This window comes from Pseudomonas sp. DR48 (genome assembly GCF_019823085.1).
GTDB lineage: Bacteria > Pseudomonadota > Gammaproteobacteria > Pseudomonadales > Pseudomonadaceae > Aquipseudomonas.
Genome location: NZ_CP081946.1, coordinates 30391 through 43640, shown reverse-complemented (window position 1 = coordinate 43640; position 13250 = coordinate 30391). Strand labels below are relative to the sequence as shown.

Genomic DNA, 13250 nt, shown 5'->3' with positions numbered 1-13250 from the left:
GAGCCAGGTTTGGGAGGCTGCTTCGGAAAAGCTGTTCTTCCTTATCAATGTCATGGAGCGTCACTTATGGTTACAGCGCTGCTATTACTGCTATTGCTGCGCCTATGGTCAAGTGCGACACAGTTACCGCGCATGCTGCAGGCCGAAATACTGCAAAAGCGCTGGTTCGGTGCAGCCTCTCACCTCTCATGCAGACTTTTGATGCAAGATGAATGCACTACGACCCTTACTACGTCCTGCGCCGATCACGGCGTACCTTACTCTGCACAATCCAAAAAAACTCTTTTCTGAATACCAGCATAACGGAAACCTTTCTGAATCCTGGTCCAGTTCTTTGAAGGCGGTGAGTTGATAGTACGTTTTGCCGGCGATAGCTTCGACCTGGCTGTCATCACTTGGCTTCGAAGATGCAGAGGTCATCAGGCATCGCCCGCCTAAGTCTGATAACTCGTCGCTGAGATTCAGGGGTAGTCGATCGCGACGATCTACACGAACTGTTCGCCAGTGTATGGGGGCGACGCTGATCAGATACAGTTTCAGGTCCAGCCGTCAGTGCCTACAATCTGGAAGCACGATGCCCTGTCATCCGCGTCTTCGATCGTCACCCGCGTGCTGAAGTAGATTTTGTTTTGGGGCGTAGGGGTAATCGCGTTCGACTTTTAGGCATTTCGCGCGCTTGGTCAGGAAGCGCACCCGACTGTCAACTTTTCGCAGTTTTTTTGTCGTAGGTGTGTTGGAGAAACTCGGAACAAGTCCTCAGATGTGCTTGAATACGCCATGACTACCTGACCTGAGGCCTGCATGAACCAGATGAGCTGTTCCGATTTCGAATACGTCAGCAAGCGTAAGCAACCCCGGCATGAACGCTTTCTGGCTGAAATCGCGCGGGTGGTGCTCTGGAGCGGATTACTGGCGCTGATTGAACCGTACTTTCCCAAGGTGGGTGATGGTCGTAAGTTGTACCTTTGGAGCCCATGCTGCCCTATTCGTTTGCTGCAAAACTGGTTTTTCTTGAAGTGATCCGACGATGGATGCGTTCCGTGGAAGTGCCTTGCTATGCCTGTTCACCCGGCTCTCGCTGGACGATCCGATTCTTGACGACTCCACCATTTTACTTCGGGTCGCTCATTAAAATGTTATTAGGGTTTGAAGTGGCGGGGCTGCAATATCCTAAATATCACAAAATTATTAGAATGGCTGCGGCTGGACAACGGTCCGCAGTTGATTTCTCTACTGGCCGCGGGCGATGGTCGAATTATCAGCCGAATGAATTTTATCGTGTCATGGATACTTTGGTGTTTCGAGTCTCTCCGGCATTAACTAGGGGTTTTTTTTGGTATTGTTAACTCATGGTTTAGTTGCCTGTTAGTAGGGTGCTGTAGACGGTTTGTTGTTATATGAAAAAAATCTGTGATAAAGGGTGGGTGTGTTATGTTTGGTGTTATTTCTAAAGGTCAAGCGGAGTTGATGAGATATAGCTCATGCTACTCTGAAAAATATAAGATTTTTTATGTGTCGACGCCGAAAGCAGGCTCCACTTCATTAAAATGGTGGTTTGCTAAGCTTGAAGGTTATGTGCCTGACATCAATAAAGACCTGAAAAGTTTAGAGAGTACGCCAGAGTTAACCATCCATGACACCTTTCATCTGGTTGCGCCATCAGTTACCGGTCTTTCTGAGTCCCGGCTGGGTGAGCTAGTTAACACCGATGGGGTTTTTCGTTTTGCGGTGGTTCGAAATCCTTACGAACGTATATTTTCAGCTTGGCAATCAAAAATTTTACTTCGTGAGCCATTGCAAATAGGACGGTATGTTAAGCATGAATTTTATTGTCATAAAATAGCGAGCACCGTTGATATCTCGAATGCTTTTGAAGGTTTTCTTGAATATTTGTTAGCTGTTGAGGCTCCGAGTTTTTTGGATCCTCATTGGACTCCACAAGTAGCCTTGCTGCGTCCTGATTTAATAAAATACGACATTGTTGCGCAGTTAGAAGATACGTCGAGCCTGGAAGCAAAGCTTGAAAGTATTATAGGTGATGGGTTTATTGCACCGTTTGTGACAAATCGAGCTAACCAAAGTCTAATTCCTTACTCTGAAAGCTTTGTTACGTCAAGGTCTGCGGAGTTGATAAAACTTTTGTATGCTGGGGATTTTGCTGCTTTCAACTACCCTTTGGACGTACCTAAGGGTAAAGCCGAATTGAGTCAAGATGCACTCGATATGGCGCTGAAAGGGATCAGTATGATTAAAGGTCGGCACTCCAGGATCTCTGACTTTCACCTACAGATTAAAGATGCTCAGGCAGAACGATCCAAACTTAGAGAGCTCTCTGATGGACTTGAGGGGCGACTGAAGGGGCTAGAAGCGAAAGTTTCCACTGTACTGACTGAACGGGAGAATTTAAAACTTGAATTGGTTAAGCAGCGAGATGAAAATCTTTCCCTAAGGGAACAGAATCGTTCCTTGAATGAGCGAAATAAGCAGGCTCATCATCAGTTCGAAGTATTGCTGGATAGTAAACATCAGCTAACTATAGTTCTGGCCGAGTGTCTGAAAATTATATTTTCTTCCCGTCCGTGGAAAGCTATGCGAGCGGCGCGTAAGCTAATGGGGGCGGCTGAGCACCCGTTTGCACGTGTGCTTTCAAAGCATTTTAGCTTTGAGTACAATAAATATTTACATGCTAACTCAGATGTGGCTGCTATCGGGGTTTCTCCAGAAGAGCACTTCCTTGTAAATGGAGCTATTGAAGGACGTCCGCTTTCTATTGAAATCCAAGACGCGGACATTTTTGATGCTGAGTTATATCGTGCTCTTTACCCTGATGTAAAAAACTCCGGCGTAGATCCAGAGATGCATTATCGATCTACAGGTAAAAGGGAGGGGCGCATGGGAGCCATGCCTGCTCTTGAAGTTCGGGGTGCAAACGGGTCTATCGATCCATTACGCAAAACGTTTTTGGTTGTCAGTCACGAAGCTTCCAGGACAGGCGCACCTATATTAAGTCTCAATATAATTATAAACCTGTCTAAAAAGTACAACGTTGTCGCCCTTCTTCTTGGTGGGGGGGATTTAGAGGATGCATTTTTAGCTTCAGGTGCTGCGGTAATTGGGCCCGTCGCGGATATAAAAAATAACTCGGTAATTACCAAGGCGGTCGTAAAACAGATACTTGAGCGTTTCAATATAGATTGCGCAATAGCGAATAGTATTGAAGCCAGATACGTACTGCCTGCTCTTGCTGAGCGGTTTGTTCCTTGCTTAAGCCTAGTGCATGAATTCGCCGCAAATACTCGGCCTCGCAGTGCATTTCGAGAAGCGCTTTTTTGGTCAGGTGAGCTGATATTTTCAACAGACATTACATTGAAAAGTGCCCAGGCGGAGTACGCGGAGCTAAACAAAGGGCATACGCATATTCTTCCCCAAGGCCGCTGCCTTTTGCCTCCCGAGAACCATAGTTCTTCCGAAATCGAGAGGGAGCAACAACGCATTATTAATGCGATGCGACCTAATGGGAGTGCTGAGGGGCAGGTCGTAATCCTTGGAGCCGGTTACGTTCAGCTGAGAAAGGGAGTGGACCTTTTCATTGAATGTGCTGCAAGGGTGGTCAATGCACCAGGTGGTAAAAACTGCCGTTTTGTCTGGGTTGGACAAGGCTACAATCCCGATCACGATATAGGCTATTCTGTCTATTTGGCAGATCAAATAGCGAGAGCGAACCTCGAGAAAAATGTATTTTTCATTTCCGAAACCTCCGCCATCGATACAGTGTATGAAAACTCCGATATTTTCCTGCTGACGTCGCGACTGGATCCGTTGCCCAATGTCGCCATTGATGCACTCAGCCACGGCTTACCGATTGTGTGTTTTGATAAAACTACGGGTATAGCTGACTTCTTATCTTCGTGCGGTCTTGCTAAAGAATGTGTGGCGCCGTATCTGGATACTGTATCAATGGCAGAAAAAATCCTTTCGTTAGCGAACTCTCAAAGTTTGAGAGCTGACGTCAGTAAGCAGAGTCGTTCTAAATCTCAAGATTATTTCGATATGAATAAATATATTGAAAATTTGGAACGGATTGCGCATGTTGTCGAAGCGCGAACGAAGCAGGAATATGCAGATTATTTGATCGTGAAAGACTCCGATTTGACCGATTTTGATTTTCTCAGAGATTCTCATCGGGTGAACTTTAGTGATGGCGACCTGCTCTGTATGTATATGCGTTCCTGGGTGCGCGGAATAGGCAGAAAGAAACCTTTCCCTGGCTTTCATCCGGGTATCTACCTTGAACAGAACAATCTCGATCATCTTGAGATTGATCCGTACTCTCATTTCCTTCAGGCAGGTAAACCTCAGGGCTCTTGGCTACGTCCAGTGCTGACGCCAAAGACAATAGTTGCCGATGTGTTGGATGACACAAAGATAGCGCTTCATATTCACGTTTTCTATCCGGATTTACTCCCGGAAATTTTGCAAAGACTCAAGGCGAACAAGGTAAGGCCAGATCTATTTATCAGTGCTCCATCGTTAGAAGCTAAGCTTGAAATCCTGGCTCTATTAAAGGCTAGTAACGTAGAGGCTGTCTGTGTTGAAGTTGTTCCAAATAGAGGGAGAGACATTGGTCCCTTGCTGACTGCTTTCGGTTCAGAGCTCGTACAAAATTATCAAATTGTTGGGCATATTCACACTAAGAAAACTGTTGATGTCAAAGACTTGGAGGTTGGTCGAAAATGGTTCCACTTCCTCTTGGATAATTTGTTGGGCGGAGCAGCTGGAAATATGGCTGACGTCATCGTTGGTCAAATGTGCTTGAATCCGAAGTTTGGGTTGATTTTTCCAGATGATTCGAATGTTGTGGGTTGGGATGCAAACGAAAAACCTGCTCAAGAACTAGCTTTACGCTTGTCGATTGACAAGTTGCCTAACAATATTAACTTTCCGGTGGGAACAATGTTCTGGGCTCGCTCAGAAGTATTGGCACCACTAGTCAATTTGTGTTTGAAGTGGGAGGATTATCCTGCAGAGCCTCTTCCGTATGATGGCTCGTTGCTGCATGCACTAGAACGTATCATTCCCTTGGTCTGTGAAAACGAGGGCTTTGAATATGCTGTAACAAATGTTAGAGGTAGCACGCGCTAGGTTGCTAAGTTGCTAAGTTGCTAAGTTGCTAAGTTGCTAAGTTGCTAAGTTGCTAAGTTGCTAATTGGCTTTTTGCCTGGTAGGCAAAAAGCCAATTATTTTAATGAGCTCTGTAAGTCGCGTTTTATTTTGTTGTGGTGTCTTCTGGGTTAGTTGTTGTGTGTTAGTTGGGCTGTTTGTTTTTTTTAGGGGGGATTTGATATTCATAATAATTGCTCAGATTATTCGTAACTACTCCATAAACCCTTCATTCAAACCCGCCACTTGATCCCGGATGCTGTGTTCCCGATTCCTTTCCGGAGCCATCACCTGATGATGCGTCCCACATGAAAGTCGAGTCTATCTCTACCCTAAGACCGTCGACTTCCAAAAATTCATTGATGGCCTCGCGGCGCTGGTCGAACACCTGATAACCGATGATTATGCTGTTTATAACGCCTTGGGTGCGCAGTCCGGTGTCGATCGTTTAGGCTGTTGGGCATAAACGCGGCTCAAGTTTTTCGAGGCACAAACGGTGCAGCCTACAGGCAAAACCGGGCGTGCCGATATCGCCCTGAATCTGATCAACAAGCTGTACGGTTTCGAGCGAGATTTTAAAGAAGTCGGCGATGAACATCGCCACGGAAGCCGACAGCAAAAAAGCCTGCCAGTGTCGGCGCAGTTGCAAACATGGCTGGATAAAACGCAGCCACAAGGACGGCGCAAAATGCACTGGGCAAAGCCATCAGTTACCTGGACAGCATTGGATCAAGGCTGCCGTGGAACTGCTCGCCAGAGATGCTACGGTAACCGTAACCCATCAAGTAGGTGGAGTTTATGGAGCGCTTACACTCCATCTGCACTACCTCTGAAATAATCGTGCTGAGTTATCGCAGCTCAACTTCGAGCTGCGACAACCTTCACAGCGCTAAAAAATCTGCTATACCTCTTGCCCGCTGTGGGCAAGAGGTCCCTCAAAACTCCCGCACACTCAATCTGTAATTTTCACGTCTGTCTTGAACTGGCACAGTTCAAGCGTATCTTTGACGAGCCTTGCAATTCCGATCGAATAATTTCCAGATAAAGATTTAACATCGATTATTCGACTGTAACCTGCTGGCCCAAGATTGGGCTGATTGAAGAACGCACTAACGTCAGGTCTTAAAGCAGACGACGCTTCGTAATAGTTAATCGAGCCTTTTGAGTCCGTCAGCGTAATGTAAACACTGTCGGCCAACTCGCTTTTAGCACCCGAGACAGCCGTCCAGCCACTGATTGACAAAGTCTGGGGGATTTTTTCGGGTTTCAGCACGAAGTCGATAGAGCCTTCGCAGTTTGCGGTAATCTTGTTTTTGCTGAGATCAACCACACGCTCCGGCGTGCCCATGAAGCAACCACCTGTCTCCATGAGCTTGAATTTTTTGTTATTAAAGGATAAATCCAATAGGTCACGACCTTGGGGTCTTGGGGCCTCGGGGCATACGACAATAGCTCCAAGCGGCACCCCACCCAGATAGCTTTCCGGATTCGCAAGCACATCATTGTAGTTTTTATACCAATTCGGAACAGTGAAAGATTTTCGTTCCGAGTAGTAAGCAAAAGAGGAACTCCAGTCGTTGCCGAACGCAACAAATGCCTCATTTGGTTTCACATTATTCTTTAATGCCGATGCAACCGCCAGATCCTGACTATTACCAACATTAAAGGTGGCTTTTATATCGGAATAATAGCTTCCACTAAAAGCAATATAGTTGCTCACTATCAACATCAAAAACCAGAATAGCATCACTCCCGCCGAACGTCTCGACTCAAAAACAACAACTAGCGCTACCGAAAGAGCGAAGATTATAAAGATTGTATTTGCTGACTGATAATACAGGTGCTGCAAATGAAGATTGGTGAAAATAAACAGTGGCAGAATACCCAACAAAATAGAGGCTCCCACAACCACCTTCGGCTTATTGCGTCTGCACACGAACATAGCGCTTAGCATTATCACCAAACCAAGGATCCCCCCCAAATTGTTCTTCAGCATTCGCGTCCAAATAACTTCAACGTACAACTTTTCGGAAAAGCGCTGCGAAACCGTCCCCCAATTCCACTGAGATAGAGCACTTGAGGTTAGGAATGTACTAAAATTTCCTTTTACTTTCACGACGTCCGTATAAAACGTCCAGCCAAACCCTATAACAATAGGCAAACCGAACAATATAAAGGCAGTGCAAATATTTTTAACGGTAAACGCCTTTAGCACACTTTTATTACTGCTTACCTCATGAAACAGATACAACAAGGCCATCACTGCGAGAACCGGAAGCCCGGTAGTCGCTTTTTGGAGAATGGACAGCGTTATAAATAAAAGAAACAGCAGCGCGTTTTTTCTATTAGCCAACGCTAAAAATTCAATAAAATATTTTATTGCAGCAACAGCAAAAAAAACTGCTGCCGTTTCCATCATGAAACTTCTGCCCCATTCCAAATAAATAGGACTGGAAAAAAGAAGCCCTACAAAAACAAAAAACACAGCTTTCGGCAACGACAATTGCCGACAGATATCTCTAACCGGAAACAGGCAAGCCGTCAAAAATAGAAAAGATACTACTCTTCCCGTCGCATCCAGCCCGGAACCGATTAGCTTCGATATTAAACCCACGAGCCCTTGATAGATTGGAAACTCAAATGGTACTGACCATGGCGCACCAACAACAGGGGTTTCATACGCGAGCTTGAAGCCTTCCTTAACGAACCATAAAGATGTCAGCGCCGTTTGCGTCTGTCTAAAACTATACTGTTCCAGCACTGGCTGACCAGCATAATACACAGCGATAAAAAGCGCGTATGAAAATGCCAGTACTGCCAAAAAATTTAAAAGCATATCTCTCGCGAGACGTTCCCCAGAAAAAAAACCGAATTTCAATTTTCCACCTCGCCCCACATTTATGTTTAGAATAATTTGCCACCCGCAAAACAATGGTGCTTGGCTGACCGCCACCTGCATCCAAGATTGTTATTGATGTGCCCAATTCTTATTAATTGACATCTCGCAATAATCAAGAATCAAAATCTCTAGCTGTGCAGCCTCTTTACGGAAGAACTGACGCCCGCTCTCGCGATACCTTCATTCAAGACAGAATTCATCTCAGATAAATGCATTGTACGACATGCATATTAGAGTGAACATCTTGAAACAGATGCGAGTGGATGGAGCCATTCAACAGCCATGGATGAAGCGTTCGGCCTTACTGGGGAGCCTCTGCTCTCGGACCAGACCGACCCCCGTTAGGGCGTACACGCCGTCAATCCAGCCATCTGCCCTTAGCGGTGACAGTTGAAAACTAACTAGAAGCCGTTGCGGGTTGCTACGCTGAGATGAACGCATTGTTGAAGGTGCTGTGGGCGCGGCCCAAGGCGGTCGCATTTTCGGAGCCCGGGCCATGGCCCGGGCGTCTGTATGCGCGATTTCAGCGAAATGACCAGCGCTTGTGGCCGATGTAGCTGGTAAACACCGGCACAGCCACGCCGAATGCGTGCGCTATTTCATGCTTGAAGGACTCCATGCCCATTGCAGGCAGAATGTACGATGCCAGGCCAATACTGATGATCCATGTCTGTACGACCGCAACCAGGTTGACCAGTACAAAGAACATTGCCGAGTGATGGATGGGCTGTTGGCTTTCGGTAAAGACAAACATTCGTGCCAGTACAAAGGCGGTGATCATGCCGGTCAGGTAGGCGAGCCCGATCGAGACTGAAAAGCTCAGCCATTGGTTGTAAAGAATCCTCGAGAAGAAGTTGACAGCAGCTGCACTACCCCCCGTCACCAGAAAGGCAAGGAACTGTCGATTAAGCAGTTGTTTCACTTAACTGCATCCCTTGCCATGTTTCTACCGAAATCGATGCTCTCGGAAATACCGCGATCCTCGGGATAGTAGTAGGAAGTATCGGCTACCCACAAGCCTTGCACGGGCAGCGAAACCGGCGGCAGTCGGTCCAGATAGCCCGGGTCGCAAATGGGCTGCGCATGCCGATAGCGGCTGGCGCGGATATCGATGAAGTCCTCATCGTTCAGCGTCGGGTTGATCTTCTTTAAGTAGCGACGCACCTTGTCGAGGAAAGCTTGGTCCGGTTCGGCGAACTTAGGATGTTCACCAGGCATGTAGAACGGCACATAGACAATGTGTTCGTTCATTGGGCGCAGGTTGGTGTATTCGACAAGTCCTGGGATATCCATCTCGGGGTCGTTGGTATTGAGCCAGAAGTTCTCGGTCAGAGGCTTGCGCAGCTTGGCGATCACGCAGACCACCGCGACGTTCTTGAGGGCTGCGAAGCGCGCGAGAATGTCCTGCGGCAGGTCCGGCATCAGGGACGGCACATAGGGCAGGGGCACGGTGCTGATGACCTTGTCGAAGCGCTGGATTTCTTCCCCGCAGACCACACCCTGAACCTTGCCGTGTTCGATGATCACGCGGTTGACCGGCGACTTCAGGCAAATGATCCCGCCGTGTTTTTCGATGTCGACCTTCAGCGCTTGCAGCAGGGTGTCAGAACCGCCATCCAGGTAGCCGAGTTTTTCGCGGAACAGGCTATAGCGCGAGCGGCCGATGCGGCGGATGCGGCTCCAGATCCAGGCTGCCGACAGGTTATCGGTGTAATGGTAAAACTTGTAGTCGAACAGGCGCTTCCATAGCACTTCCCAGGCCTCGGCCCCGACCCAGCGCTTGATCCAGCCCGTGGCTTCGACGTTGTCCAGAGGCTTCCAGTCATTTCTCTTGGTGGACAGGAATGCGTGCAGGCCATAACGGACTTTGGCTGTCAGGCTCAGGCCCTTGAACTTGAGCAGAGCAATGGGGTTACCCCAAGGTTGCAAGCGGTTTTGATACCAATAGCCCATTTTGGTTTCGACCCAGCGCATTTTCGAGGCCAAGCCCAACTCGTCCAGTACCTTCAGGAAGGCATGGTCAGAAATGCAGTGGAAGTGGTAGTAGCGCTCGATGGTGGTGCCCGAGAAATCGAACGCAGCGGTCATTCCACCCACACGGTCATCCGCCTCGAATACCACGGGTTCATGCCCGTCCCTGGCCAGTTGGTAGGCCACTGCCAAGCCCATGGGGCCGGCGCCTAACACTGCGATTCTTTGTCCCATCGTCAAAACTCCAGAACCACTTTGCTGTAAGTGGGGTCGTTGAAAGTTTCCTGTATCGCCTTGGCAAACGGCGTGTAGGTCACGCCGAAGGTGCCGGGCCAGTCATTGACCTCGAATTCGTCCTTGGCGCTGAGTGCAGCCAGCTGTTGGGTGGTGAAGGGTGGGTTCTTGTCGAACAGGCTCCACGTCCAGATCAGGCTGTAGAACAGGCCGTAGGGGATGCGTGCGATCACGGCCTTGGCGCCGGTGGCACGCTTGATTTCTCGAATGATGTCGATGTAGTCGACTTTTTCGTGCCCCGATACGTTATAGATGCCGTCGCGCACACGGTTCTGTATGCAGCTGATGATGACATTGCAGAAATCGCCTACGTACAACGGTTGACGCATGTAGCGGCCATGACCAGGAATTGGGAAGACTGGAACCTTCTTCATGAAGCGCGACAGCCAGCCCAGGTGTTTGCGGTCAAACCAGCCAAACATGAGCGTCGGGCGCAGCACCGGGCAGGGGATGCCACTTTCCAGCACCATCTTTTCCTGGTCTATTTTGCTTTTTGTGTAGAAGTCGTCGGCCACCGATTCGACCACCGAAGAGCTGATGTGCACCAGATAGTCGATGCTGTGCAGTTTGATCTGTTCAAGAATCAGGCGGGTGGCATCAACGTTGTTCTTGACGAACTCCTGATAGTCAATACCACCGATCTGTGCCTGCAGCATGACGACCACATTGGCACCGGCGAATGCCTGTTGCCATTCGCCGGGCATGGACAGGTCACCAAAAATAGTGGTCACGTCAGGCTGTACGCGCTTGAGGATCTCCAGGTTTTCGCGGTGCTTGTCGATGACCACGATATTGCTGTAGCCCTTGGCCTTGAGGCGAGCCACGAGATTCTGTCCGACCAGCCCGGCGCCGCCGGGCAAGATGATACGTTCATTAATATTAATAGCGGTCATTGCGGGTCAACCTGGATGTCTTGGTGAAATTGGCACAACTGCAGTTCCTTGCCTACCACGCGGGCCACGCCAACGGCATAGCTGCCCTTGAGGTCGCGGGTGTCTATAACGCGGCCGAAGCCGGCGTTGCCGAGGTCGGATTTTTTGAAGAAGTCGTTTACATCAGGGCGTGTGTACTGGGCCGCGTCATAGTAGCGCACGTTCTCGTGAGCATCGGTAAGAATGATGTAGACCTGTGACGGCAGCTGGTTTCGGTCCACATCCACGACGGTCCAGCCCCTGACTTCAATGGCGCCTGCGAGCTTTTGCGTGGTCGGGTTCGCGAAGTCGAGGCTGCCAATGCATTGCGCTGGGGCCTTCGGTAGGTTCAGGCCCACATTCGTCTGTGGCAGGCTGATGTAGCAGCCTGATACTTCGGCGACCTTCCACTGACCGTCTTTGTGTTGCTGGTTAACCAATTGGCCAAAGCTGGGCTTCTCAACCGGAGGGCACGCGAATACCGCGCTCAGGGGCGCGCCACCCAGAAAGGTCTCGGGGGAGTCGATGGTCTTGTCCAGATCCTTGAAGCTGTTGGCAATGGTGAATGACTTGTGTTGTGCGTAGTAGACGATCGACGAACTCCAGTCGTTGCCGTACAGGGTAAACGCCTCACCGTCCTTCATGTTGTGCTGCAGCGTGTCAGCCACCAGAAGATCTTTGGAGTTGCTCAGGTCAATCTTCTGTCGCAGGTTTTCGCCATACCCTTGTGCGAAGGTGCTGTAGTTGTTGGCCAGCAAGGCAACGAACAGCCCTAATATCCACAGGCGAGACTGCGGCTGAGCGAGGCCTTGGGACAGCGCCACGGCCAGTGCGAAGATGATGAAAATGACGCTGGCCGACTGGTAGTAGCTATGGACTAGATGAAGGTTGGTGAATATGAACAGGGGCAGCAATGCCAGGACACAACTCGTCAGCACCACCAGGCGAGCTCTGGTGTCGGGAGCCATCAACAGGGCGCAAAGAATGATTGCGATACCGAAGACGCCCGACAGGTTGCCCTTGACGATGCGTGACCAGATGACCTCGCCATACAACGGCTGGGAAAAGCGTTGAGACAAAATACCCCAGTTCCATGACGAGAGCGCGCTGGACGTCAGGTCGCTGCCGAATTCATTCTGGTTCTTGAGCACGTCAGTGTACTGGGTCCAGGCAACCCCGAACACGATAGGCAGCGCGAAAAGCAGAATGCCTAAAGTGATGTTGCGTGCACTGATGGCTTTGAACATGCCCCCATGACGCTGGGTTTCGTGGACCAGGAATACCAGTGCCATCACCGCCAGCACCGGCAGGCCGGTGGTGGCTTTTTGCAGGATCGAAAGCGAAATCAGAGTGGTGAAATAAATCGCGTTCCGGTGGCGACCAGTGGCCAGGAAATCGAGGAAATACTTAATCGCGGCGACCGCGAAGAATCCCGCCACCGTCTCGATCATGAAGGTGCGCCCCCAGAACAGGTAAAGAGGGCTGGAGAACAGCAGACCGGCGAAAATGTAGAAAGTGCGCGGGGCTAGTTTCAACGACAGGCAGATGGAGCGAGCTGGCAGCAGGCACAGCACCAAGAACACGAAAGAAACGATCCTGCCGACCTTGCCCAGATCGATGCCCGTGAACTTGCTGATCAGCGCCACCAGCGCCTGATAGAGCGGGAATTCGAACGGGATTGACCAGGGGGCGCCGGAGACGGGTGTTTCGTAGGCGAACTTGAAACCCTCCTTGATGAACCAGAAGGAGGTCAGCGCTGTTTGGGGCTGGCGAAAGCCGAACAATTCGAGCAATGGCTGCCCCGAAAAACGAAACGCCAGATAGGTCGCGTAAAGCACCGTCAATACGGCTATGCATTTGATACTGCGCTCGATCAGCAGCTCATTATCTGCCGACTTGAATAGCTTCAAGGATCCACACCAGCCTGTCTAAAAGTTTGAATATCAGAAATTTATTTTTTTGAATATGAATTGCGGCAACTTCCGGATGACCATCATGATCAGTGATCAGAAGCG

7 protein-coding genes and 1 pseudogene are annotated in these 13250 nt (G+C 49.4%); 3 read left to right on the top strand and 5 right to left on the bottom strand.

What is annotated here, in order from left to right; all coding sequences use genetic code 11:
- Positions 1–801 precede the first annotated feature (801 nt).
- From K5K95_RS00190 to K5K95_RS00180, 3 genes and pseudogenes are all read left to right on the top strand, one after another.
- The gene (locus K5K95_RS00190; RefSeq protein WP_222587917.1) at positions 802–1020 is read left to right on the top strand and encodes a hypothetical protein; all 219 of its coding nucleotides are present in this window, start codon (positions 802–804) and stop codon (positions 1018–1020) included.
- Between the two features lie 411 nt (positions 1021–1431).
- Positions 1432–5142 (top strand): rhamnan synthesis F family protein, encoded by a 3711-nt coding sequence (locus K5K95_RS00185; protein WP_222587916.1) that lies wholly within the window; start codon positions 1432–1434, stop codon positions 5140–5142.
- Positions 5143–5545: 403 nt separating this feature from the next.
- Positions 5546–5898 (top strand): annotated as a pseudogene (locus K5K95_RS00180) (transposase); the annotation flags it as partial.
- Positions 5899–6112: 214 nt separating this feature from the next.
- On the opposite strand, the gene K5K95_RS00175 reads toward K5K95_RS00180, so the two are convergent.
- The 5 genes from K5K95_RS00175 to K5K95_RS00155 all read right to left on the bottom strand — a co-directional run bounded on the left by K5K95_RS00175 (position 6113) and on the right by K5K95_RS00155 (position 13145).
- The gene (locus K5K95_RS00175; RefSeq protein WP_222587915.1) at positions 6113–8038 is read right to left on the bottom strand and encodes a glycosyltransferase family 39 protein; all 1926 of its coding nucleotides are present in this window, start codon (positions 8036–8038) and stop codon (positions 6113–6115) included.
- A 544-nt stretch (positions 8039–8582) separates the two neighbouring features.
- Complete coding sequence (locus K5K95_RS00170; RefSeq protein WP_222587914.1) at positions 8583–8981, bottom strand: GtrA family protein; 399 nt, start codon at positions 8979–8981, stop codon at positions 8583–8585.
- Positions 8978–10264, bottom strand: coding sequence for an NAD(P)/FAD-dependent oxidoreductase (locus K5K95_RS00165; RefSeq protein WP_222587913.1), 1287 nt, complete (start codon positions 10262–10264; stop codon positions 8978–8980). The genes K5K95_RS00170 and K5K95_RS00165 overlap by 4 nt, the downstream gene beginning before the upstream one ends.
- A 2-nt stretch (positions 10265–10266) precedes the next feature.
- The gene (locus K5K95_RS00160) at positions 10267–11217 is read right to left on the bottom strand and encodes an NAD-dependent epimerase/dehydratase family protein (protein ID WP_222587912.1); all 951 of its coding nucleotides are present in this window, start codon (positions 11215–11217) and stop codon (positions 10267–10269) included.
- Positions 11214–13145 carry an ArnT family glycosyltransferase gene (locus K5K95_RS00155; protein ID WP_222587911.1) on the bottom strand — a complete coding sequence of 644 codons (1932 nt, stop codon included), beginning with the start codon at positions 13143–13145 and terminating at the stop codon, positions 11214–11216. Before K5K95_RS00155 ends, K5K95_RS00160 begins: the two co-directional genes overlap by 4 nt.
- Between the last annotated feature and the right edge of the window lie 105 nt (positions 13146–13250).

Excerpts from the sequence above, each read along its gene's own strand:
- K5K95_RS00190 (WP_222587917.1), top strand. The coding sequence starts at position 802 with ATGAACCAGATGAGCTGTTCCGATTTCGAATACGTCAGCAAGCGTAAG.
- K5K95_RS00185 (WP_222587916.1), top strand. The coding sequence starts at position 1,432 with ATGTTTGGTGTTATTTCTAAAGGTCAAGCGGAGTTGATGAGATATAGC.
- K5K95_RS00165 (WP_222587913.1), bottom strand. The coding sequence starts at position 10,264 with ATGGGACAAAGAATCGCAGTGTTAGGCGCCGGCCCCATGGGCTTGGCA.
- K5K95_RS00160 (WP_222587912.1), bottom strand. The coding sequence starts at position 11,217 with ATGACCGCTATTAATATTAATGAACGTATCATCTTGCCCGGCGGCGCC.